Genomic DNA, 23456 nt, shown 5'->3' on the forward strand with positions numbered 1-23456 from the left:
TAATCACAATTAAAACAATCAAAATATAGCATATTTAAAACTGTCTATAACAACTGAATATTGAAAATTTAAAATGAGTATAAACCACATTGTAACACCATTAGATTCGGCTATTTTAAATAGTAAAGATCAATATGTGTTTTATCATAAAAAGGTAGATTTTGCCTTAAAAGAGCTAATAGTTGGCGTCCAACAAAATGGCTTATGTACACCACAAGAAGTTATATTCTTCAAACAATACTGCGACCTGTTATTGTACTCCATAGAGGCCATGCGTGTCAAATACATGTATGACGAAGAAGATAACATGAAGATAGATGTTACAGATTCAGGTTTCCCAAATTATTTAGAATTTAGATATCTATTTAACGACCTGTCTTTACGCGACAACTATTTAAACAAATTAAAAGACGTCTCTGTACTTCAAGACGAATTTCTAGATCAATTATTACGCAAAAAACAGCCTGTTAGACGTGATAAATTATTTCAAGCAGCCTCAATAGTTTATTACACTTCAGTAGAGCAACAATACATATTCAATCGTTTTGTTCAAGGTAAAATTATAAAAGCACCGGAAGGTAGCGAAGCAGACTATATGACTAGTTGGAGTTTTTACGATGTGTCTTTAAACAGACCATTTGTATGCTTTATGTACTTTGACTATGATGGTAAAGATCCATTTACAAATAAACAAGAAATTTACGAGGCATTAAAAGCAGTAGCTGATCGTAAAATGAATATGGATACCATGGCTTATGGTATTGATAGACGTTTAAAAAACGTATATCCAAAACATATAAAACGTCTAGATATAGGTGCGTTTCATAACGTGTTTGCAAAGGATGATAACGACTTAACGCATACTATTTTAGAAGCAATAGGTAAAAAGGAAATCCCTTTAGAAGCCTATGCATTATCTTTTAAAATTCACGAAGTATTTACTGGAGGCGAATTTAAAGAAGGCGGTTATTTTAGCAAACAAACACTTCAAAATTGGAGCACTCCAATCAAGGAAGGCTATGTTTTTGCACCACACCGTATCATTCAATTACTTTACAATAAAAATCCAGAGATAATGAATAAGTTGGCAAAGCCACCATTTCAAGTATCGGATTTAATAATAAAAAAATAAAACCAATAACAGTGGTCGTAATTAGCTTTATAAAATATTGATAAATACGTATTACACACTGAAGACTAATAAACCATGGAACACAACTCAACTTTCCCTATAAAAAAATCAGAATTAGACGTTTTACGTGACGAAGCTTCATCATACTTAAAAAGTATTAGTTGGGAGCAAGGGTCGCGCGCAAAAAACAAGGACAAAGATGCTAAAGACGAATCTATATTACTGTATTTATCAAAAGCAAATAATGGATCGTCAGCATCCATTACATCGGTTTCAAAAACCATACTTGCTTTAAAAAAACGATTATTACCAGATTCGATAGCCATACCTATTCTTTTAAATCAGACATTATACGCAGTACAAGAAGGATTTACTTTAGGTATTTGGATAAAAGACAGTTATTATGATGCCTCAGGTTTATCTAGTCTTAACGAGCGTAAATCGGCTTTAGATAATGATGGTAAGCGCGAGTATGAAAGCAAAATGCAAACCGCAACTGCTTTTATGTTATTTGCATCGGCGTACAAAGTATTACATTTATTAAAACCACATGCTTCGGACGATTTAAGTGTCATGAAACAGAAGTTTGCGGGTATTCCAGAACTGTCTTTAATGTCGCCTTTAAAAGGGGTGTCTTGCGCCTTATTTTATTTTGACAAATACCTAGCACATCCGGATATTATTAAGTCAGATAAAGATGTTGCAGATTTTACTGTAGTTTATTTTGAAGCCTTATTAGCCGAGATTAGTTTAAGAAGAAGTAGCTTAGATTATACGGAGACTATTGTTGATAGAACTTACAAATTAGAAAACAGTGATTTTGCTATTTCAGGATGGGAAAATACTTTTCAAGGCACAGCCAAAAGTGTCGAGTTTAATAAAATACAATTCGAGCAAATCGTTGGTAACAGAGATGCAAAACACTTTGCACGTCGTTTAACAGAGCGTATGTTGAGTTACGATTTTGAAGCAAAGAAAAACCCGTTCCAAGAACTAGGTGGTTTTATGCCAGTTTTTATGGGGTACGGTATTCCTGGAACAGGAAAAAGTATGCTAATTGCAGCTATTGCTACACGATTAAAAGAGCATTGTGACCATTTAGACATTCCATTTTTATTCCATCCAATGCCGGATACTTTAATTAGTACATTTCAAGGTGGATCGGCAGAAAAGATGGTAGATTGGATGAAACCAATGCAGGATCCAACTAAACTTATTTTTGCACCAATTGATGATGCAGAAAACAATTTGCAAGAACGTACAGCGCAAGGTGTATCTGCCGGTGTAAAAGAAGTTATTGGTGTCTTTTTAAGATATACGGAAGGGGCGTATGCTGTTAATTACGGAAATAGCTCGGTAGGGTTATTTACCAACCTTCCAGAAATGTTAGATAAAGCAGTTATTTCTCGTGTTCAAGGACGATTTAAAATTGATGGTGCACGTAATGAGCATGATTTTATTGATCAAGATCATATCTGGTGGAGAAAACTAGATAGTACAATGCCTGATTTTGTAAATATGAGTAATCCTTCAGATTACAACTATTTAGATGCGCAACATGTTGCTAAAAACTTGGGAGATATTTTAGAAAAAGTAGACAACCCAACTGAGCAACGCGTTTTAGAAACATTTGAAAAAGTAGAGGCAAAATATAAAGATACAGAGCATATGTTTTATGCTAATTTATATACCGAAATTCAGAAAATATTTCCATTTTTCTCATCTCGTGATGTACGTAATATTCAAAAATCAGTATCGCTACGTTTAACGGATTTTGATTTAGAACCAGATTGGTTTGAGAATCCTGAAACGTATTTCAAAAAAGATTACGATACTAAATTTGGAATGTTACAAGAACTAATGCGTGCCAACATGAAAGGATTAGACTTTTCGGATATTAGAAGACAAGAGGTTGTGCGTTATTTAGATAACGTTGCAACTATTGCAGATACAGACTTTAAACGTAAAGTGGATGCTAGAGTAAATCAATTAAATATTGAAACTAAAGCTAGAGAACAATACGGTGTTAGTAAATAACAATTTGTCATTCTGCGCTACGACGCAGAATGACAAAAAAATGTAAACAAAACACAAGCTGAATAACAAATGAGTACTAGCCGAATCAAAAATTTAAAAACCGAATTATTATCTGATAATTGGTACACTCTAAACAAGTTAACATTTGATTATTTACAAAGTAATGGCGAGTGGCGATCAGTTACTAGAGAATGTTACGATAGAGGTGATGGAGCAGTCATTCTGTTATACAATAAAGTAAAACAAACGGTTGTATTAACCAAACAACTTCGCATACCAACATATGTAAACGGTAACAAAGAGGGCTTTTTGATTGAAGCCTGTGCGGGTATGTTAGACAATGATAAACCTGAAGATTGTATCAAAAAGGAAGTTGAAGAAGAAACAGGATATCGCATTACAAACGTAGAAAAGGTAATGGAAGCCTATTCATCTCCAGGATCTGTTACAGAAATTTTACATTATTTTATTGGCGAATATTCAGACCAAATGAAAGTCAATGAGGGCGGAGGAGCTGCTAATGAGACAGAAGACATCGAAGTATTAGAACTAGCGTTTAATACAGCTGTAAATAGCATTAAAACTGGCGAGATTAAGGATATAAAGACTATTTGTTTGTTGCAGTATGCTCAAATTAATAATATAATGCAGTAATTAATATGGAAGATAGTAAACACGGTAGTAAATTATCTAATCTTGGTATTCAAGATTTTTTATCCATTGGATACTTATTTTTATTAGTGCTAGGTGTTGTACATGAAACCATTTACTATAAATTTATTGGGATTAATATATTGGATTATTCATCTGTTTTAGATGTTTTGATTAGTCCAATAGCTGTTATTACAGGTAATTTAATTCTAGGTTTAGCAGTCTTATTTAGTATAGTTATGGCTTATGTAGTGGTTAAAATAACGCCTAAGTATTACAAATGGTTAAGTAAAAAGAAAAAGTACCAATCAGGAAAAAATAAAATAAAATTAGAAAAGGCACAAGTTAAAATTAATGCTAAAGACGCGGTAATAACAATGATTGCCTTTTATGTATTCAGTATTTTTATAGGCTTGGGTGTTGGAAGTGGTCATAAAACGAAGAAAAGAATAATTAGTAATGATTATAAAATAACACATCAATTAACATTTGATGATGGTTTTACACAAGACATAAAAATGTTAGGTAAAAATAGTTTGTATGTGTTTTATGTTTTAAAAGATGATCCTGAGGTAATAATTGCGCCTATTGATGGAAATATTAAAATGATTAAAAATTTAGAAAAATTATAATTTGAAAAAGGCTTGGTACATATACAAAAGGTATTTTTTAGCACCTCAAATATTGCTATTTGTAATACTTGGTATTGCATTGGTTAATTTGGATAAAAGTGAAACCCAATACCCTTTAATATTTATTATTTTAAGTTTATTTATTATGCTCTCATTACTGAGTGTAATGCGCTATTATAATTATGAGGTTTTAAGACCAAAAAAAATAATTGAGGAATTAAATTCTGAGTTATTTAACGAATTTAAAAGAAATGGGTTTAAATTAAAAGGTAGGGATTGGGTAGGTCAAATTAGAGACTACACGGTACTTGCAGGAATAGAATGGGAGAATCATCAAGAAACTCCTGATTATAGATTTAGAGTTTTGTTTGATCCGTTGTCATTAGGGCGGAATTTGAGTCTTGAAGAGTATGTAAATTATAATGATTTGGAAAAAAACAACTTCGATGTAAATTTAAGTCATTTAGAAAAATCGCATAATTTAAAAGCTTCTTCAAATCTCAATTATAATAGACCGTTAACTGTAATAAATAGTATGGTTGATTATTTAATTATTAAGAATTTAATCCCAATAACGCATAAAGAGTGGGGAAAGCATGTTTTTAATATTGAGAGGATGGAAAAAAAATATTTGAGTAAAATTTAATGTAATGCAAAAACTAAAACAAGCAAATCTATACAGATTCGTTTTTATGCTTTAAAAAATAGAATATGGATAAAATTGTTAACGATAATAACGATTTAAATACAGATGTTACAATAAAACCTGCACCAAAAAACTGGTTGCAAAGGTTAAAAGAAGAAAGCTGGGAAGCAGAACTATTAGTGTCCGCAATTGCTATTTTTGGTACATTTCAATTGTTTGGTGTTATAAGTTGGGGAACAAATAAATTTATAGACATTTTAGACCCAAGTCAGTATATTATTGGGTATATAATTATCTTTTTTGGACTTTTTGCAGTTAGTATTTTAGCTGCAATGTTTGTCATTCATTTTTTTCTGCGTGCATATTGGATTGGTTTAGTGGGTTTAAATTCTGTATTTCCTGATTATAGTATTGAAGACAGCGCTTATTCTAAAGTATACACAGAAAAAATATTATCTATTCTTCCAAAACTAGAAGATTCTATCAAAAAAGTTGACGAGGTTTGCAGCGTTATATTTTCAGCAGCTTTCACATTTTTGATTATATATACTTACATGGCTTTTTTTGCTAGTTTATACTTGGTGGTGTTTAATATGCTTTCTAATTATATTCCGTCCTACATTCTGTTAATACCTTTAGTGCTTATCCTTATTGTTATAATATTTCAAACTGCTTTTACAATTATTGCAAATCTTAAAAAAAACAAAGAAAAAACAGAAATGCAATTAATGCTTTTTAAGATAGTTAAATTTACTTCGATTGTAATTTATGGTCCTATTTATAAGTCTATTTTGCAAGTTACCATGATTTTTGGGTCTAATTTTAAGAAAAAAAAATCATTAGTTTATTTAATGATATCATGCTTATTGTTTGGAGCATTTGTAGCTATTTTTCAATTAAATAAAACGAATATCCCTTATTTGATTCTTGGAGATGATGTTTACTTTGATACCACTAAAGTTTATCCAAGTTTTTATGAGTCGTATAAGGAAGGTAATAATTTTTTGTTAACACCTCAAATCGAGAGTGATCGAATTAAATCGAATTTAGTAAAGGTTTTTATTCCAATTTTTTCTAACGAAAAAAGACTTAGTAAAAAAGTATGTGAGGTATATCAAAAAGATTATTCGTTGTTTGAAAAAGGTGAGTTAACAGAGAGAAGACAAATGAAACTAGATTGTTATAAAGCGTATAACTTTATATATTTAAATGGAGAAAAGATAGCTATGGAGTTTTCAAAATATGAACACCCTAGAACAAATCAATTTGGGGTTGTAGGTTATATTCCAATGGTTACACCAAAATTAGGGAAGAATATAGTTACAATAAAAAAGGAATACAGTGATGAATTTATAAAAGAATGGAATATTCCATTTTATTATAGCTCAAAATAGATTTTATAAAAATTATTTTCAGAAAATAAAGTAATAAAGGAATACCGTTTTAACTAAAACACATGCAAAAACTAAAACAAGCAAATCTATACAGAAGCGAGCTAATTCCAATAAGTGGTAAATTAGTGGAGCGTTACAACCAATGCCTTCAAAAATTAGGGTTTACGCCAACTAAATTGACTAGTTTTTCAATTGATGGTATTGGATATAGTCCAGAAATAGCAGAAGAAAAAGGGTCGACAATGTACCTTAATAATGGAGAAGCTAATCCGCATGCTATTATTATTTCGCCTTTACAAAAAGGAAAACCAGTATATTCTGAGTTTCATAGTTTTGATAGAGAGATGATGAAGCAAGTGTTTCAAGTACATGGTCAAAAAATTAATGATATTACAAGAGACTCAGCAATATGCATTGATTTTGATCAAGATATAGATGCATTTTATGAGCCACTAGACGTTCTTAAGTATAATAAGGTTTACATTAAATTTCATCTTGTAAATAATTTAGATAAACTTCAAAAAGAACAACAAGATCTAATAGATACTTTTAGACACGGTAATAATTTTATTGACGAAGACTTACATGCGCAACTATTAGCATCTGCAAAAGCACATGGCGATTTGCGTGGTCGTGATTTAAGCCTTCATAGTTTACAATATCAAACGGATTCGTTTTATACTAAATCCTTTGGTGGTGTTTATGTATTGCGTGACTTTATATCGCCAATTGTTGTCTTTGAAAACATAAAATGGTACAAAGAAGCCATAAAAGACACGATTCATGATGTTACAATTTTTCATATTGAGCAACCAGAACTAATGGATAAATTGCGTGATCATGTTATTATTGAGCATGATTTGGAGGAAGCACTAAATACGACGCGTTATCAACGCGTAAAAAAGATGGAATTCGCAATGGCTTTAAAAGACACGCAACATCCGTTACGTGACATTTTAAACGATGCTGTATTATTTAAAAGTTATTTAAACAAGTTAGATATTGATACCAGAAAACGTGTCATGGGTGTGGAGTTATATTTAGACAAAATTGAAGTTAGTAACCAATATAAAATTGCAGATATTGTAGATGTTAATTTGTTTAATGCATTGCATATACCACATTCGTCTTTAACAGCTAAGCATCAAGATTTAATTTGGAAACTATTAATAAATGTTTCGCCTAGAGATGTTCTGTTCTTATATTGGTATGATAAAGAAGAATTTTATAAGCAATACAGTACTTGGGAGGATTCTTTTAAGGATTGGGTTATTGAAACTATTAGTAACAATATTTAAAAATTATAGACTAATTTAGTACAGGCTTTGTAATAAGCCTTTTAAATAATAAAACACAAGCAAAACCATGGGTTTAGAAATTATTATATTTTTTGGAGCAATTCTTTTCGGAATTTTTATTTATTGGACAGAATCTAAAGGAAACGGAGTTTATAGATTTTTTAATAAACTATTAAATAGTAAAGAATTACAAATGAAATCAGGCAATGTAAAAGGCTTTATTTATAAGCAGGACATTTTACCTAGGGTTTTGTTTGTTGCATTTGGATTTTTAATAGTGGCTTTAATTATTCAGTTTTTAACACCTATCGTTATTTTTAGTTCTTATTATGGGATTTCAGCTTTTGCAATGGCCATTTTTGGAACATTGATTGGGACGTATGTTGCTAATTTTGTACTTAAATCTGGAGAGGTTATAGAAGAGCAAACAGATAGTATTGAAGATGTTGTAAAAGGTGGTTTTAATAAAGGTAAAGAGTTTTTAGAGGATTTAAAAAACACAGATACTAAAGTGATTAAAGAGGCTAAAACCGAAATTAAAGAAGAAGCTAAAGCACCTGAAAAAACTGCAAGAGAACGATTGAAGGATAAAGGATTAATGTAGTTTTTAGGAAAAGGGTAAATGCTATATTAAGGCAGAAGGCAGAAGGCAGAAGGTATAAGGCAGAAAAATAAACAAGGAAACACTATTCGGTTAAAAGCGAAAGCTAAAAACCAAAATATAAGTTATATGATTAAAAGGTATTGGAATCAAGGAGGTAAGCAAAAAGCAGTTGTTATTATTTTAGGACTAATTGTTTTTGCATTATTGTTTTTTTTAAGAGATGATTATCAACCGTTACTATTATTTATACGTAAGTATATTTTTATCATTTTACTAAGTGGTATATTATTGTTTTTTGGGTTGCGTAGTTTCCGTAATTCAGCAGCAACAGGAAAACGATTAGCTGTTTTAGCAGGACTATTAGTTTTTTTTGGACTGTTGTATGTGGCAGGTTGGGAATATCAATTATATGATTATATGAGAACGTATAATGTGTATAATAATCTAAATAAAATCGAAATTAACGAACTACCATTAACACAAAACGAACGTATTCAACCATTAAAAAACGTCCATTCTATGGGTAATGAAAGCGTTGGAGAGACTAAAGATGTGTCGTTGCCACACTTGGTTCGTATTGGAGATGAGAATAAATGGACGATGGCTATTCAGCCTACAGAAAAATATGTGTGGCAGGGTATAAGTGATAATACTGAAGAAGTGTTTTCTGTATCAAGTACAACACCTTTTCCTCGTTTTTCTAATGAAAACCGAATTCCGGTAACGTTTTCTATTGGAGAATCTTTAAAATTTAGTCGTAATACTTACAATGCAGTAGTACAGCGTTTTAATCCTTGGATGTTATTTAATTATGAACCAAGCGATACGTTTTACATGAAAAACGATTCTGGTCAATGGGTGGAAGTAGTAAGCCTTATCAAATGGAAAGGATTTTTCTTTCCTTACCCAACCTTTGGAGGGGTAATGGTTATTGATAATGGCGCACATGATTTTAGCGATTATATTGAGCGTGTTACTATAGGTAAAGGGACGTTTATAAGCCAAGAAGAAATGAGGAATCATCCTTACTTGACACGTCAAAATACGTTGTCAGAAAAAGTATCACGCTTACAAGCGGAATCTTTAAAGTTTATTGGTGGATTTAGTGATCCTTTACCTTGGAACATGAAAACAGCAGTTAAAATTCCGGATTTAGAAGATGATCAAAATCAACTGCCTTTTGTAACGGATTTTAATTTTGAAGATACTAAAATAGATGCCTACAGCGGATTGTACCATTGGTTTGGTTTAGAGCCTTTTGGAGACGAGCGTACTAGTTTAACATACAGTGTTTTTGTACCAGCTGATGGTACTGATAAATTGTATTATTATGATCATGCAACAAAAAAACAAGGTTACGCAGGTATTTCTGCGATGCCTTCTAAAGTTAGAGAGTCTAGGAAAGAATACGATTGGGATGTTAATAAGGCTGTAGAGTTTAGGCCTTATATAAAAAATATTGCAGGACGTAAACGTTTATTCTTTTTAGGGACGGTCGCTTCAATTAGTAAAGACTCTGATAATTTTGACGGTTCTGCAACCCCAGATTTGGCATTAATTGATAGTGAGTATAGAGATGTTGTTTGGATAGATGTTAAACATCCAAGTACATGGGAAAAAACTATTTATGATCAACTTAATGAAGCTTGGAGAGCAAGTGAAGGTATTGACGCTTATTTTGTAGATGAAGAAAAAGCCACAGAGGCTATAATGAAGGACTTAAACGATCAATACATTGCTATTGATACTACAGCGGTAAATGGTAATACTATTGACAATAAAGAGACGCTAGAGGCTTTACAGCGAAAATACGACTCTATAGTAAACAAGCGTAAAGCTGATGATATTGCTAAATTAAAACAAAAAATAGATTCATTAGAAAATAATAATTAATCACAAAAAAAGCACTAAATCTTATTTAGTGCTTTTTTTTATACGTTTAAATCATATTCCATTTTTATATTGGACCTTTTGTAAGGCGAATCTTGCTCTAAAGTAATTTCCTTAAAGCCAAATTTTAAATATAAATAGATTGCGTTTTCTAATGTTTTACTAGAGTAGAGAAGTAGCCTTTTAAATTGGTTGGTTTTGGCAAATTCAATACTATGTTGCAATAATTTTTGACCTATTTTATGTCCTCTCATATCCGGAGAAACCGCCATTTTAGTTAATTCAAAACCAGGTTGGTCTTTTAAGGGCATAAAAGCATAGGTGCCAACTATTCTGTCTTCAAACTTAGCAAAAAAGATAAAACCACCTTTATCTATAATATAGTCTTTAGGATTGCTTAAAACAGTTTGATCAAAAGGCTCAACATAAAAGTAAGTTTCCAACCATTCTATATTTAATTGATAAAAATCTTTAGAATACAGTTGGTTAAACGGAATTATTTTAATGTTTTCTGTCATCTTTAATTTAATATTTTTATTGCAAAAAGCATTAATAGAATTGAAATTACAGAAATAAAAAACGTTAAATTAAATATAGATTTATCTGCAACTTGTTTTCTAATTAAATCAACAATCATCCAGATTGGAACAGCCACAATTAATACAAGAACGGGTATTGTTATGGCTTGTGCAGTGTTAATAAACCAATCCATTTGTACTTGGTTAATAAGCACAAATAATAGTGTAATAATAAAGATAAATACTAAGGTTGCTATCGCAAGTCTTATATATTCTACTTGTAATTTAGTCATTTTTATTTGAGTTTGAACGTATAAAGTCTGTTATTAAATAGCTGATTAGTTTACCTACTTGTGCAGCATTTTTCTTTTTTGCTGAAGCTTCGCAAATATGCAAATAATTAACATTATCTAGTCTTGCAAAGTGATGAAGAAATTGTCTTGTTTTTTCTACAGTAAAACCACTAGGTGTTTGTGCGCTACTAGGTGTATTTATTATAGCATCACAATCTATTTCTATTCCAAATTTTGATTTGTTTATATGTGATTCAGCACGCTGTAATTCTGCTAAAAACTTCTTTTCATGTCTGACAGCAATAGCTTCATAAGTATTATAATCTAAATGCTTATTGTCTTTAAACTGACTAAAAATGTCTGAGGATGTATAGTTTTCGTGTAAACCAAAAACAAAATAACGTTTTAAAAAACCTTCCGCGTAAGCGTAACTAAATCCATTACCGCTATGTCTTCCTTCCAATGCTCTAAAATCTGTGTGTGCATCAAAATTAATACTATTTATAGGCTGTTTTAAGGCTAAACTTGTTCCTTTTATCATTCCGTAGGCATTATTGTGTCCACCACCAATTGCAATAGGGATTTTACCTGCACTAACAATTTTAGAAACTAAGTCTACAATATGTTTATCTATTTCGGCAACTAATTTTCTAGCTTTAGAAATATGTTTAGGGTTGCTCTGTTTTAGTTTGGAGATTACTTCTTGTTCTTCAGAAAAATCTAGATGTCCCAGAATTAGTACTTTGTTGGGCACATTAAACGTGTTACTTTGTGTATTTAACAAAATTTTAATTGTAGCCTCCCAAGTGCTTGAAGTGCCTGATTTACCGTGATTTGCAAATACACCGACGTCTTCTGGTATGCCAAATATAACATGCGTAACGTCTAAATTTTTAAGTGCATCGTATATATTTGAAACACTGGTTAATGTCTGAACATGTTCACCAAATTTAGTTTCGCCAGAGCGTGTATTAAGTAGATCTGTAATAATCGAGTTATTAAATAAAACTAATTTATTCATTTACTTTTTATGTAGTTTTGAAAAATTAAAATTACGTTTTTATTATTAAAGTTTTAACAAGAAACAAGAATTAACGTTTAACAATTTAAAAACAAATAATTATGGCAAATAACACCGCAAGTACAGGACTAAAAGTAGCATTAGGTATTGCTTTAGCATTATTTATTGGTACTGGAATTTACACGTCGTCTTTATATAAAGACAAACAAAAAAATGAACAAGAATTAACGCAGCAAAAAGAGAGTGTTTTAAGTGATTTAAACATTATGGCTGCAAAGTATGACGTAGCATTAGGAGAAAATAAAGTAGCAAATCAAAGTTTAATTGATGCAAGAGAACGTATTCAAGGTTTGATAGACTCTTTAAAAGTATCAGAAAACAATGTGGGTAGTTTATGGAAGTATAAAAAGAAATACTTAGCGTTGCAAGATGAAATGGATGTGTTGTTAACTGAAAACGACAGATTAAAAGTTGAAAACATGCAATTAGCAACTACTTTGGATAGTACAAATGTGAGATTTGAAAAAAGCAGAATGTTTAACGATTCGCTTTTAGTACAAAATACAGCGTTGGCTAATGTAGTAGAAAATGCAGCAGTATTGTCTACTGCTAATTTAAAAGGGTTTGGTGTTATTGAGCGTAATAACGGTAAACTAATACCAACAGAAAGAGCAAGAAGAAGTGACAAAATTAGAGTATGTTATACAGTTGCAAAAAACAAGTTAGTACAATCCGGAGATAAGGAGTTTTTTGTACAAGTTATAGATCCTAACAACAATATTTTAGGAGTTAATGAGCAGGTTAAATTTGGAGAACAATCACTTAATTACAGTGTGATTAGTAAATTTAATTATGAGAATGGAAATTTAGATATTTGCGAATTTGTTACAAATAATACAGATGATGATTTTGAAAAGGGGCTTTACCAAGTCAATGTTTTTAATGCAAACGAATTGGTTTCTAGTTCTCAGTTTACTCTAAAATAAAAGTATTACTAATAGTAATTTATTATTCCATAAAAAGCCTGAAAGTATGTTACTTTCAGGCTTTTTTAATGCGTTTAATTTAACGTGAATTTTTCTTTTGTAAGCTTCTTTAGTAATTAAAAGAATAAATAATAATCTTGATAAGTTTAAACTATATAACTTGTCCGTTAATTATAACAGTATCAATATGATTATCTCCAAAAGCATATGGTAAATAGTTATAACTTGAGATTGGTTTTGTAATAATTAAATTGGCTTTTTTTCCTTTGGTGATACTTCCATATTGATTAGATATTCCCATTGCATATGCGCCATTTATTGTAGCTGCATTTATAGCTTCTTCTGGTGTCAATCTCATTTTAATACAAGCTGTACTTACAACAAAGTTCATGTTTCCTGATGGTGTAGATCCTGGATTATAATCTGAAGCCAATGCTAATGGTAAACCTGCATCAATTATTTGACGACCTGGTGTATATGGAATGCTTAAAAAATAAGAGCAAGAGGGAAGCGCTACAGCAATTGTATCACTGTCTTTTAAGGCTTTTATATCTTCAGGATTTAACTGCTCTAAATGATCTACGCTTAACGCATTATGCTTAACCGCTAATGCAATACCTCCAAACGCATTAAATTGATTAACATGTATTTTTGGTATTAAATTATAGTGTTTACCAGCGTTTAATATTTGTTCTGTATCGTTTAAGTCAAAATAGCCTTTTTCACAGAAAATGTCAATGTATTGGGCTAAGTTTTCTTTGGCAATTTGAGGTAGCATAACGTTAATAATCTGGTCTAAATAGCCTTGCTTATTATCTTTGTACTCTAAAGGTAATGCATGAGCACCTAAAAAAGTGGCTTTTACTTTTAACGGAAATTCTTTTTTAATACGTTTTATTACGCGCAGCATTTTAAGTTCAGCCTCAGGTGTTAATCCGTAACCGGATTTAATTTCTATTGCTCCTGTACCTAACTTCATAACATTTTTTAAACGTGCAATGGATTGGTTGTAAAGCTCGTCTTCACTTGTATTTTGAAGTATTTTAGCGCTATTGGTAATTCCGCCGCCACGGTTTGCAATGTCTTCGTAACTTAAACCATTGATACGGTCTACAAACTCTTGAGAGCGGTCTCCAGCGTATACAATATGCGTGTGAGAGTCGCACCAAGTAGGTAAAACTAGTTTACCTGAAGCGTCAATTGTTTTATCGGCTTTTATGGTACTTACGTCTATCATGGATCCAAAATCAACAATTGTGTCATTATCAATTAGTAGATAAGCATCTTTAATAGTAGGTAATTCTTTCATCTGATTTCCAGATAACTTTAAAGTGTTTTCCTCTCTTACCTGCAGTAATTCTTGAATATTTGTAATAAGTATTGACATAAAAAAAAGCTCTAATTTATATTCAAATATAGACAAAATGCATAGTACAGAATACTTCTTGTCAGAATAGTTGTTTTAAATTTTAACATGTCATACGTCGAAAACTTCTTTGGCCAACCAATAAATAGTATAATTTAGCATACGAGTAAATAAAATATATGTTTGAGAAGGGAGAAAAATATTATAATGATATATATAACTATATAACTTCATTTTACCCCATGTCTAAAACCTCATTTGATCAGATGTTAGGTGCTTCTAGTTGCAAACAGCTAAAAGCAGGAGATATTCTGGTTGATTCTGGAGATGTGCCAAGTAAAATTTATATGTTAAATAAAGGTGTGATGCGTTCTTTTGTTAGGTTAGAAAGTGGAAAAGAAGTGACTAAATCACTTTTTTTGCCTATCACGATTTTGGCATCTTTTGATGCTTTGCTTAATCAATCGCCTTCAAATAGTATTTATGAAGCTCTAACAGATTGTGATATTTATATTTTAGAATATTTTCAGTTTAAAGCATTGTGCGAATCTAATATTGAAATCCTAGGGTTTTATGCTAAATTTTTAGAAACCTTGATTTGCGAAAAGGATAAAAAGCATATTGAATTATTAACCATGGGAGGAAAGGCGCGTTATTTAAACCTAAGAAAAATGATTCCGAATATTGATAATTTGATACCGCAATATCAAATTGCGAAGTATTTGAGTATTACGCCAGTACAACTTAGTAGGATAAGGGCAAAATTGTAATATTTATTAACATATGTTAATGTGTATAAATATAATAAGTTATAATCTTGCAGTGGTTATTTAAACCATCCCTATTATTAAAATTAATAACTAACTAAAAAAACCGATAAGCTAGCTTACCGGTTTTTTACTTTTATAAGAGTTGTCACATTATTTTAATGCACCAACCATATTTTCTGGTTTTACCCATTCGTCGTAATCTTCTGCAGTAACATAGCCTAAATTAACAGCTTCAACTTTTAAAGTTGTACCGTTTTTATGAGCAGTATTTGCAATTTCAGCAGCTTTATAATATCCTATTTTAGTGTTTAAAGCAGTTACAAGCATTAAAGAGTTGTTTAAAAGTTCTTTAATAACATCGTAGTTAGGCTCTATACCTGCAGCACAATTAATATCAAAACTAACACATGCATCTCCAATAAGTTGTGCAGATTGTAATATGTTAGCAGCCATCATTGGTTTAAATACGTTAAGCTCATAGTGTCCTTGTGTGCCTCCAACAGTTACAGCAACATCGTTACCCATAACTTGTGCACATACCATTGTTAAAGCTTCACATTGTGTAGGGTTAACTTTTCCTGGCATGATAGAGCTTCCTGGCTCGTTAGCTGGAATAATTATTTCACCAATTCCAGAACGTGGTCCTGAAGCCATCATACGGACATCATTAGCTATTTTGTTTAAAGAAACCGCTAATTGTTTTAAAGCACCGTGACTTTCTACAATAGCATCGTGTGCAGCTAAAGCTTCAAATTTGTTTGGCGCAGTAATAAATGGTTGTCCTGTAAATTCTGCTATATATTCTGCAACACGTTTAGAGTAGCCTTTAGGTGTGTTTAAACCTGTACCTACAGCTGTACCTCCTAAAGCTATTTCGCTTAAGTGTGGCAATGTATTTTCTAAAGCTTTAATACCATGGTCTAATTGAGAGACATAACCAGAAAACTCTTGTCCTAAAGTTAAAGGTGTTGCATCCATTAAATGCGTACGACCTATTTTTACTACGTTTTTAAATGTATCCGATTTCTTTTTTAAAGTATCACGTAATTGTTTTACACCAGGTATGGTTGTTTTAACAATTTTTGTGTAAGCTGCAATATGCATTCCTGTAGGGAACGTATCGTTTGATGATTGTGATTTATTAACATCATCATTAGGTTGGATTGTTTTTTCTCCTTCGCCAACAATTTTACCGGCTAATTGGTGTGCTCTGTTAGCAATAACCTCATTAACATTCATATTAGATTGTGTCCCAGAACCTGTTTGCCAAATTACTAAAGGAAATTGATCATCGTGTTGTCCTTTTAAAATTTCGTCACAAACCTGTGCTATCAAATCGCGTTTTTCAATAGGTAAAACCCCAAGTTCACAATTTGTGTAAGCTGCAGCTTTTTTAAGATAAGCAAAACCATAAACCACTTCAAGTGGCATTGATGCAGCCAAACCAATTTTAAAATTATTTCTAGAACGTTCTGTTTGTGCACCCCAAAGCTTGTCTGAAGGGACTTTAACTTCGCCCATGGTATCTTTTTCTATTCTGTATTCCATCTGAAAATTAATTAAATTATAGCAGTAAAATTACAAAATTTTGAGGTTTTAGATTGTCAGATTTGGATAATAAAATTAAAAAATAATGTACTGTATTTGATGTTAGTGTTTTTGTAAAATTTTTAATAGTAAAAAATTGATTAGAAATAATTTAAGATGTGTTAAATACCCCTATTTCTTTGAGAATAAATACATACCTTTATCTTTTATTAGCAACTTAACCTAGTGCATGATTTTTAATAAGATAATTAAGAATGTAAAATATTATTTGCTTGTTTTTATAGTTTTATTTGTAGGTGTATTTTTATTACACAACCTATTGGATAACAATAATGCTTTAGAACAGCAAAAAATAGAACAAAAACTTAAAGAGGAGCATGCAAATGCTATAAATAGTGCAAAAGCAGGTTTGCAAGTGTATGCAACGATAGTGTCTTCTATTAAAAGTTATACTAAAAATGAAGCTACATTCCCTGATGAATACCAGCTCCAAAAGTATCTTAACGATTTATTAAAAGATATCAATTTTAAGGATTCGATTTTAATAAGCCATGTAGGGATTGACCATGCTTTTAAATATGTAATTACTCCTAATCAAATTGATCCTAAAAAATTAAAGGGTGTTTCTACAAAATCATTTATTTCTAAGAAAAAGATAGCTGCATTAGATCGTTTAATGCAGTCTGAGGATATCGAATTGTTTCCACCTATAAATTTGAGAGAAGGATGGGCTGGTTTTCCGTTTGATTTTTCGGCAAGAAATAATAAAAACGAAATTTTAGGATATGTTGCTCCCGTTATAAATGTGAAGTATTTGTTGGATTATTTTTATGAAAACAATGATTCAGAAACTTATGTACACAAATTTATTGTTAATGATTCGATAGATTTTACTCGAGAAGCAGTCCATAATAATACTGAAATATTTAATGCTACCGAAGATGCAGAATATTATAAAAAATTTGATGTTAAGGATAGTGATTATATCTATTCCAGTATACAGTTGTTTGGTTTAAAATTAAGAATTGGTAGTGCTTACAAAGTTAAGCCTTTAGTGAATAAGAGTAGCACAAATATAGCTTATGCTTGGTATGCTTTAATTTCTCTTTTAGTGTTGTTATCATTATATCAGTTTCTTAAAAACAGAGCCTTAAATAATAGTTTACATGATGCTAACGATTTAGTTCTTGATAAAAATAAAGCGTTGGAGGGTAACTTGCTTAAAATTCAGACCTTGATAAAAGAGATTCACCACAGGATAAAAAACAACATGCAAATGGTGTCTGGTATTTTATTAATGCAAGAGGATGAGTATGAAGATGAAAATATTAAAAAGGCTTTAAGAGATAGTCAAAACCGAATACAATCAATGTCTCTTGTACATGAAAAACTTTATGCAAATGCGACTTTAAAGGAAGTAAATACAAAGGAGTATATAGAGCAATTATTGATGTATGTTGAGGATACTGTAAAGTATAAAGCATTAGAGTTACAAAAAGAAATTGTTATAATTCAAGAGTTGTACTTTGATGGTGACACCTCTTCGGATTTGGGATTAATAATTAACGAATTGGTTACAAATTCTTTTAAGCATACTTTTAGAGAAGGACGTAATAATAAATTACGAATTGAAATTATTAAAGAAGAGTCATTCTATAAATTGATATATAAAGATTACGGTAAAGGATTAGCCGATAATTTTGATTTTAAAAGTGCAAAAACTTTAGGAATGCAATTAATTACAATTTTAACGGAGCAATTAGGAGGGCGATTGGAGTACAATAAGTCGCCGGATAGCACTTTTATTATCTATTTTAAACCATTAGAAAAAAGTTTCAAGGCGTAGGTCGGAAAATTATTAACAAGTCTGTTAATAAATTTTAACTTTGTATTGGATAAAAAACAACTTTACTTTATCTTTGCCATAACAATAAACAAGAAATTAAACGCATTATGTTCGAATTTGACCAATATTTAGGCTTTTTAGCATTTTTAACTATCTTAACCATAGGGTTTTGGTTGATGATATTTTTAATCACTTTTGTTATTCCTTACTGGATTGGAGGAAGTGTAATTGAGCGTTTAAACGAAATTAAAGAAGAGAAAAAAGCTAATCATAGCGCATAAGCTTTCAAATAGTATATTAAAAAAGGGAAATTCGAAAGAGTTTTCCTTTTTTTTGTGAGTAGTACTTTGTTATTTAATTTGGTACATAAAAAAAGGAGCAAGTATTTAATTACTTGCTCCTTTTTTATTAATTGTATTTTAACTATTAACCTTCAAAATCATCACCATCTCCGTAACTACCGCGTTGTGATCGTTTCTTTTTCTGATTGAATCGATATGTAAAGGCTAAATTAAAGCTACGTTCTCTCCATTGAAACTCGCTATAAGCATCATAAGTAGGAGTAGTAGTAGTCTGCTGTCTTTTTCTACTGTTAAATAAATCGTTTACATTAAGCGCTATTGACGCTCTGTCTCCAAATAAATCTTTACTCAATGCCATAGTAGTTGTAAAGATACCTTCTGATTTATTTTGAGCATCTTCACTTGGACCTCTATAATTTAGATTAGTTTGCCAATCAATTTCTCCAGGTAACGTATACTTATTGCTTAATCTAGCAAACCAGCTTGTATTTGTGTTGTCTAAGGATAAACCATTTGGAGTATCTCCTTTAGTGTCGTTTTGAAAAAAGTTAAAGTTTCCGTTTACTCTCCATTTTTTAGAAGGACTGTAAGTTAAAGTGAATTCAAATCCATATCTATCTTCCGTAGCTAAATTAATAGGTGTACGTTGTATGATTGGTAATTCTTCTCCATTTACAATAGCTGTTTCTCCAGTATCAAAACTTACATAGTTAAAAGCGTCTGTAGCATGAGAATAGTATAAAGATGAATTAAATGTGAATTTACCAAAACGTTTTAAGTATCCTAAATCAAATTGTCCTGAATAACTAGGGTTTAAGTTAGGGTTACCTTGGAAATAATTAGTAACACTAGATCTTGATGGGAATGGGTTTAAAAAGAATCCTCTAGGACGACGTAAACGTCGTGCATATCCCAATGTAATGTTTTCTCTGTCCGTTATTTCGTAACTTAAATTTACTGTTGGGAATAATCCTGTAAAATCTCTTTTACTGAAATCGCCTGTAGTTGGTTGGTCAATAGTTAACTGCGTGTTTTCTAAACGTAAGCCTAGTAAAAATGAAAAGTCACCAATTTTACTTCCAAACTGAGTGTAGACTGCATTTAAATATTCTCTAAAATTTAAAACGTTAGATAAATCTGTACTTAGTGCAAATTGATTACTATCAGTATCTAAAAACTCTACTTGAAAATCTGTTGTCGTTGTATTAAAGTTTCCTCTGTAACCTGCTTCAAATTGACTGTTTTCTCCAATAGGAAGTACATAATCTGTTTGTAGTAAAATTTGTGTTTGATCTTCTAAAGTAGCAACACGCTCTGAAGTAATATCATCTACTTTTACTAAAGAGTTTTCGTCTTCTGAACTTTTTTCATATTGAAAATCAAAAGTAAAAACATGACCACTTTCTTTGAAATTTTTCTGAAAGTTTAATGCGTACTGCATTGTTTTGTCCTCTTCAAATTCTGGGTCTAAACGTACCGTTGTAGATAGTAAGTTTTTATCAGAATCAAATTGTTGTAATAAGTTAGTCGTGTTGTTTTCGTCATCACTATTTCTATACAAGAAAGAAGCAGTTAAAGAAGCAGAATCATTGACATACCATTCTACACCAAAATTAGTAGTAAGTCCTTTTCTAATTCTATCAAATTCGTTAGTTTCATCTAAAAAGTTTCCTGTAGATACGTATTGAGTAGAAGAAGAGGAGTTACCAGGTGCTTCTCTGTAGCTATAACCTGTAGTATTAAATATATTGATGTCTCCAGTTCTGTAATTAATGTTACCATTAATTCCTGCAGACGGATTGTAACCAACATTAGTTGTTATTGCACCATTTAAACCTTCTAACTTACTACGTTTAAGAATGATGTTTAATATTCCTGCAGTTCCTTCCGACTCATATCTTGCGGATGGCGATGTAATTACTTCGACACGTTCTATAGATTCGGCTGGTAGTTGTCTTAAAGCGTCAGTCGAATTTAAACCAACTAAACCTGATGGTTTTCCGTTAATCAAGATGCGCACGTTATCATTTCCGCGTAAAGCGACATTACCTTCCACATCCACCGAAACAGAAGGGACGTTATCTAAAACATCACTTACGGTTCCGCCACGCACGGTTAAATCCTTACCAACGTTATATATTTTTTTATCTAATCTAATTTGTACTGTCGTTTTTTCAGCAACAATTTCAACTTCATCTAATGCTTCCGCATCCATAAATAAATACTGCGTTTTTAAATTCTGGTCAGCAGTAATTGTTTTGTTAGGAATTGTTTCGGTTTTAAAACCGATATACTCAAAACTAATATTATAAGTTCCTTTGTTTATTTCAATGGAGTAGTTACCAGTACCATCTGTAATACCTCCTGAAACATCTGTTGGATTTTTAGCATTTTTAAATACAACCGTTGCATATTCTAAAGGTGCATTGGTGTCCTTTTCTAAAATTTTTCCTGTAATAGTTACCTTGTCATCAGCTCCACTTTGTGCAAATGCTGTATTTAATGCTAAAAAGAGCAAGCAAACGGTAATAATATTTTTTGTCATAAGTTTTGGTTTGTAAGTATGACCTCAAAAATACCGATAGGTTTAAAGGGGATTGGTTAAAGGTTTGTTAAATAAAAAATGCGCCTTATTTTAAAGGCGCATTTTCTTGCTGTACGATATCAAATATGCGTTTTGGAGGATCTCCGATAACAGCTTTTTCACCGTTTATAATTATCGGACGTTCTATAATATCTTGATACTCGATCATGATATCTATTAAGCTGTCGTCATTAAACTTGTGTCCCTCATCTACAAGAGGCTTGAAGTTATCTATCCACGTTTTACTTTCTTTTCTAATTAATTCTTCAGGTTTTACATTTAAAAGTTTTATTATTTTGGTAAACTTGATTTTATCTAACGGTTTGTCTTGATATTTTATAACTTGACTATCGTTTTTATGTGTTTCTAGTATTTCAAGGCAAGCGTTTGAGCCTGTAGACTCAGGATTGTGATATATTACTATCATTAGTTTAAGGGAAAATTTTAGTTGCTATTAATTGCTAAGAACTTATATTACAATATTGTTTGAATTAACTCTGTTGGTCTGCCTATTACTGCTTTGTTATTATTAACAACAATAGGTCTTTCTATTAGCTTTGGATATGTGACTAACGCATCAATTATTTGATTATCCGTAAGTGTTTTTGTTTTGTAGTTTTCTTTCCAAATGGCTTCATTTTTTCTTACCAATTCCATTGGCGTAATATCTAAAAGCTTGATTATTTCTAATAATTGAGCTTTTGATAATGGATGGTCTAAATATTTAATAATTTCAAACTCTTGATTAGAGTCTTCTAATAACTGTAACCCTTGTCTAGATTTGCTGCATCTAGGATTATGGTATATTTTAATCATTTTTTATAGGTTTTGGTTATCTGTTTCTTGCTGTCCCATCATCATTAAATAGGCTTTTAAAAAGGGTTCTATATTACCATCTAAAACAGCATCAACATTTCCTGTTTCATGGCTACTTCTTACATCTTTAATTAGTTTGTAAGGGTGTAATACATAGTTTCTAATTTGACTACCCCATTCAATTTTCATTTTTCCGGCTTCAATATCATCGCGTTGTGCTAATTGTTTTTGCAACTCAATTTCGTACAATTGAGACTTTAACATTTGCATAGCTCGAGATCTGTTATCGTGTTGTGATCGTGTCTCAGAACATGATATTTGTATACCAGACGGCTTGTGTGTTAGTTGTACTTTAGTTTCAACTTTATTTACATTTTGTCCACCGGCACCACTTGATCGGGCAGTAGTAATTTCTATATCAGCTGGGTTTATTTCAATCTCAATAGTATCATCTACTAAAGGATATACATATACGGAGGCAAAACTAGTGTGTCTTTTTGCATTACTATCAAAAGGAGAGATACGCACCAATCTATGGACGCCATTTTCGCCTTTTAACCAACCAAAAGCAAATTCGCCTTCAATTTCTAAAGTAACCGTTTTGATACCAGTAACATCACCTTCTTGAAAGTTAAGCTCTTTGACCTTGAATCCATTTTTTTCGGCATACATTAAATACATGCGCATCAACATGTTTGCCCAATCACAACTTTCTGTACCACCAGCTCCAGCTGTAATTTGTAATACGGCACTTAAATTGTCTCCAGGTTCTGACAACATATTTCTAAACTCAAGATCCTCAATTAAGGATAAGGCTTTATTATATCTGTTTTCTACGTCAGATAAAGTGGCTTCATCTTCTTTATAGAATTCGTATATAACTTCTAAATCTTCAACAAGTATTTTAGATTGGTTGTAGTCATTAATCCATTTTTTCTTTTCTCTAATGGATTTCATTACTAGCTCAGCGCTTTTTGAATCATTCCAAAAGCTAGGATCAAAGGTTTGTTCTTCTTCGTTTTGAAGTGCAATTAGCTTAGCATCAATGTCAAAGATATTGCCTTAACAAATTAAGGCGTGTATTAAGATCTTTAATGTTTTCTGAAGTGATCATATATTAGG

22 protein-coding genes are annotated in these 23456 nt (G+C 31.3%); 13 read left to right on the forward strand and 9 right to left on the reverse strand.

Annotation, left to right across the window (positions count from 1 at the left end; translation table 11 throughout):
- Positions 1-73: 73 nt before the first annotated feature.
- The 9 genes from ACZ2G2_RS12980 to ACZ2G2_RS13020 all read left to right on the forward strand — a co-directional run bounded on the left by ACZ2G2_RS12980 (position 74) and on the right by ACZ2G2_RS13020 (position 10287).
- Entirely contained in the window at positions 74-1132 is a 1059-nt protein-coding gene (locus ACZ2G2_RS12980) for a hypothetical protein (protein ID WP_470392562.1), read from the forward strand.
- Positions 1133-1207: 75 nt separating this feature from the next.
- Entirely contained in the window at positions 1208-3169 is a 1962-nt protein-coding gene (locus tag ACZ2G2_RS12985) for an AAA family ATPase (protein ID WP_470392564.1), read from the forward strand.
- A 69-nt stretch (positions 3170-3238) separates the two neighbouring features.
- On the forward strand, positions 3239-3823 hold the full coding sequence (nudK, locus tag ACZ2G2_RS12990) for a GDP-mannose pyrophosphatase NudK (protein WP_470392566.1): 585 nt from the start codon (positions 3239-3241) through the stop codon (positions 3821-3823).
- Positions 3824-3828: 5 nt separating this feature from the next.
- Positions 3829-4452 carry a hypothetical protein gene (locus ACZ2G2_RS12995; RefSeq protein ID WP_470392567.1) on the forward strand — a complete coding sequence of 208 codons (624 nt, stop codon included), beginning with the start codon at positions 3829-3831 and terminating at the stop codon, positions 4450-4452.
- 145 nt (positions 4453-4597) lie between these two features.
- Positions 4598-5098, forward strand: coding sequence for a PIN domain-containing protein (locus ACZ2G2_RS13000; protein ID WP_143067788.1), 501 nt, complete (start codon positions 4598-4600; stop codon positions 5096-5098).
- 65 nt (positions 5099-5163) lie between these two features.
- The gene (locus tag ACZ2G2_RS13005) at positions 5164-6492 is read left to right on the forward strand and encodes a hypothetical protein (RefSeq protein ID WP_470392570.1); all 1329 of its coding nucleotides are present in this window, start codon (positions 5164-5166) and stop codon (positions 6490-6492) included.
- Positions 6493-6554: 62 nt separating this feature from the next.
- Positions 6555-7790, forward strand: a complete 1236-nt coding sequence (locus ACZ2G2_RS13010) for a DUF6638 family protein (RefSeq protein ID WP_470392572.1) — start codon at positions 6555-6557, stop codon at positions 7788-7790.
- Positions 7791-7857: 67 nt separating this feature from the next.
- Entirely contained in the window at positions 7858-8394 is a 537-nt protein-coding gene (locus ACZ2G2_RS13015) for a hypothetical protein (RefSeq protein WP_470392574.1), read from the forward strand.
- A 126-nt stretch (positions 8395-8520) separates the two neighbouring features.
- On the forward strand, positions 8521-10287 hold the full coding sequence (locus tag ACZ2G2_RS13020) for a hypothetical protein (protein WP_470392576.1): 1767 nt from the start codon (positions 8521-8523) through the stop codon (positions 10285-10287).
- A 38-nt stretch (positions 10288-10325) separates the two neighbouring features.
- Here ACZ2G2_RS13020 and ACZ2G2_RS13025 read toward each other — a convergent pair whose 3' ends face one another.
- From ACZ2G2_RS13025 to ACZ2G2_RS13035, 3 genes are read right to left on the reverse strand one after another with little or no spacing between them, the layout of a single operon-like run.
- Positions 10326-10802, reverse strand: a complete 477-nt coding sequence (locus ACZ2G2_RS13025) for a GNAT family N-acetyltransferase (protein ID WP_470392578.1) — start codon at positions 10800-10802, stop codon at positions 10326-10328.
- A gap of 2 nt (positions 10803-10804) precedes the next feature.
- Entirely contained in the window at positions 10805-11095 is a 291-nt protein-coding gene (locus tag ACZ2G2_RS13030; protein ID WP_090838437.1) for a hypothetical protein, read from the reverse strand.
- The gene (locus tag ACZ2G2_RS13035; RefSeq protein ID WP_470392580.1) at positions 11088-12116 is read right to left on the reverse strand and encodes a formimidoylglutamase; all 1029 of its coding nucleotides are present in this window, start codon (positions 12114-12116) and stop codon (positions 11088-11090) included. Before ACZ2G2_RS13035 ends, ACZ2G2_RS13030 begins: the two co-directional genes overlap by 8 nt.
- Positions 12117-12217: 101 nt before the next feature.
- On the opposite strand from ACZ2G2_RS13035, the gene ACZ2G2_RS13040 reads away from it, so the two are divergent.
- Complete coding sequence (locus tag ACZ2G2_RS13040) at positions 12218-13102, forward strand: chromosome partitioning protein ParA (RefSeq protein ID WP_470392582.1); 885 nt, start codon at positions 12218-12220, stop codon at positions 13100-13102.
- A gap of 151 nt (positions 13103-13253) precedes the next feature.
- On the opposite strand, the gene hutI is transcribed toward ACZ2G2_RS13040, so the two are convergent.
- Positions 13254-14489, reverse strand: a complete 1236-nt coding sequence (hutI, locus tag ACZ2G2_RS13045; protein ID WP_470392584.1) for an imidazolonepropionase — start codon at positions 14487-14489, stop codon at positions 13254-13256.
- A gap of 221 nt (positions 14490-14710) precedes the next feature.
- Between hutI and ACZ2G2_RS13050 the strand changes: the two genes are divergently transcribed.
- A complete protein-coding gene (locus tag ACZ2G2_RS13050; protein ID WP_177183511.1) occupies positions 14711-15238 on the forward strand; it encodes a Crp/Fnr family transcriptional regulator in 528 nt (175 codons plus the stop codon).
- Positions 15239-15388: 150 nt separating this feature from the next.
- Here the strand turns inward: ACZ2G2_RS13050 and fumC are convergent, their stop codons facing one another.
- Positions 15389-16786 carry a class II fumarate hydratase gene (gene fumC / locus ACZ2G2_RS13055; RefSeq protein ID WP_090838427.1) on the reverse strand — a complete coding sequence of 466 codons (1398 nt, stop codon included), beginning with the start codon at positions 16784-16786 and terminating at the stop codon, positions 15389-15391.
- A 229-nt stretch (positions 16787-17015) separates the two neighbouring features.
- Here fumC and ACZ2G2_RS13060 point away from each other — a divergent pair, with 229 nt between their 5' ends.
- Positions 17016-18632, forward strand: coding sequence for a sensor histidine kinase (locus ACZ2G2_RS13060; RefSeq protein WP_470392586.1), 1617 nt, complete (start codon positions 17016-17018; stop codon positions 18630-18632).
- A 107-nt stretch (positions 18633-18739) separates the two neighbouring features.
- Positions 18740-18913: a hypothetical protein gene (locus ACZ2G2_RS13065; protein ID WP_177183510.1), complete on the forward strand. Its 174-nt coding sequence runs from the start codon at positions 18740-18742 to the stop codon at positions 18911-18913.
- 145 nt (positions 18914-19058) lie between these two features.
- Here ACZ2G2_RS13065 and ACZ2G2_RS13070 read toward each other — a convergent pair whose 3' ends face one another.
- The 4 genes from ACZ2G2_RS13070 to prfB form a co-directional block, all read right to left on the reverse strand.
- Positions 19059-21479 (reverse strand): TonB-dependent receptor, encoded by a 2421-nt coding sequence (locus tag ACZ2G2_RS13070; protein ID WP_470392587.1) that lies wholly within the window; start codon positions 21477-21479, stop codon positions 19059-19061.
- An 85-nt stretch (positions 21480-21564) separates the two neighbouring features.
- The gene (locus ACZ2G2_RS13075; protein WP_470392588.1) at positions 21565-21945 is read right to left on the reverse strand and encodes an ArsC/Spx/MgsR family protein; all 381 of its coding nucleotides are present in this window, start codon (positions 21943-21945) and stop codon (positions 21565-21567) included.
- 47 nt (positions 21946-21992) lie between these two features.
- Complete coding sequence (arsC, locus tag ACZ2G2_RS13080; RefSeq protein ID WP_470392590.1) at positions 21993-22334, reverse strand: arsenate reductase (glutaredoxin); 342 nt, start codon at positions 22332-22334, stop codon at positions 21993-21995.
- Between the two features lie 3 nt (positions 22335-22337).
- A protein-coding gene (gene prfB, locus ACZ2G2_RS13085; protein ID WP_143067787.1) for a peptide chain release factor 2 occupies positions 22338-23448 on the reverse strand; the annotation gives its coding sequence in 2 pieces (ribosomal slippage) (positions 22338-23384 and positions 23386-23448; 1110 coding nt in all).
- Between the last annotated feature and the right edge of the window lie 8 nt (positions 23449-23456).

This window comes from Olleya sp. KKT75 (assembly GCF_055635485.1).

Bases quoted from the DNA above. Each gene is read 5' to 3' on its own strand.
- ACZ2G2_RS13050 (WP_177183511.1), top strand. From the start codon at position 14,711: ATGTCTAAAACCTCATTTGATCAGATGTTAGGTGCTTCTAGTTGCAAA.
- ACZ2G2_RS12985 (WP_470392564.1), top strand. From the start codon at position 1,208: ATGGAACACAACTCAACTTTCCCTATAAAAAAATCAGAATTAGACGTT.
- fumC (WP_090838427.1), bottom strand. From the start codon at position 16,786: ATGGAATACAGAATAGAAAAAGATACCATGGGCGAAGTTAAAGTCCCT.
- ACZ2G2_RS12995 (WP_470392567.1), top strand. From the start codon at position 3,829: ATGGAAGATAGTAAACACGGTAGTAAATTATCTAATCTTGGTATTCAA.
- ACZ2G2_RS13005 (WP_470392570.1), top strand. From the start codon at position 5,164: ATGGATAAAATTGTTAACGATAATAACGATTTAAATACAGATGTTACA.
- ACZ2G2_RS12980 (WP_470392562.1), top strand. From the start codon at position 74: ATGAGTATAAACCACATTGTAACACCATTAGATTCGGCTATTTTAAAT.
- ACZ2G2_RS13070 (WP_470392587.1), bottom strand. From the start codon at position 21,479: ATGACAAAAAATATTATTACCGTTTGCTTGCTCTTTTTAGCATTAAAT.
- hutI (WP_470392584.1), bottom strand. From the start codon at position 14,489: ATGTCAATACTTATTACAAATATTCAAGAATTACTGCAGGTAAGAGAG.
- ACZ2G2_RS13030 (WP_090838437.1), bottom strand. From the start codon at position 11,095: ATGACTAAATTACAAGTAGAATATATAAGACTTGCGATAGCAACCTTA.
- ACZ2G2_RS13025 (WP_470392578.1), bottom strand. From the start codon at position 10,802: ATGACAGAAAACATTAAAATAATTCCGTTTAACCAACTGTATTCTAAA.
- arsC (WP_470392590.1), bottom strand. From the start codon at position 22,334: ATGATTAAAATATACCATAATCCTAGATGCAGCAAATCTAGACAAGGG.
- ACZ2G2_RS13010 (WP_470392572.1), top strand. From the start codon at position 6,555: ATGCAAAAACTAAAACAAGCAAATCTATACAGAAGCGAGCTAATTCCA.
- ACZ2G2_RS13020 (WP_470392576.1), top strand. From the start codon at position 8,521: ATGATTAAAAGGTATTGGAATCAAGGAGGTAAGCAAAAAGCAGTTGTT.
- ACZ2G2_RS13075 (WP_470392588.1), bottom strand. From the start codon at position 21,945: ATGATAGTAATATATCACAATCCTGAGTCTACAGGCTCAAACGCTTGC.
- ACZ2G2_RS13000 (WP_143067788.1), top strand. From the start codon at position 4,598: ATGCTCTCATTACTGAGTGTAATGCGCTATTATAATTATGAGGTTTTA.
- ACZ2G2_RS13040 (WP_470392582.1), top strand. From the start codon at position 12,218: ATGGCAAATAACACCGCAAGTACAGGACTAAAAGTAGCATTAGGTATT.
- ACZ2G2_RS13015 (WP_470392574.1), top strand. From the start codon at position 7,858: ATGGGTTTAGAAATTATTATATTTTTTGGAGCAATTCTTTTCGGAATT.
- ACZ2G2_RS13060 (WP_470392586.1), top strand. From the start codon at position 17,016: ATGATTTTTAATAAGATAATTAAGAATGTAAAATATTATTTGCTTGTT.
- nudK (WP_470392566.1), top strand. From the start codon at position 3,239: ATGAGTACTAGCCGAATCAAAAATTTAAAAACCGAATTATTATCTGAT.
- ACZ2G2_RS13035 (WP_470392580.1), bottom strand. From the start codon at position 12,116: ATGAATAAATTAGTTTTATTTAATAACTCGATTATTACAGATCTACTT.
- ACZ2G2_RS13065 (WP_177183510.1), top strand. From the start codon at position 18,740: ATGTTCGAATTTGACCAATATTTAGGCTTTTTAGCATTTTTAACTATC.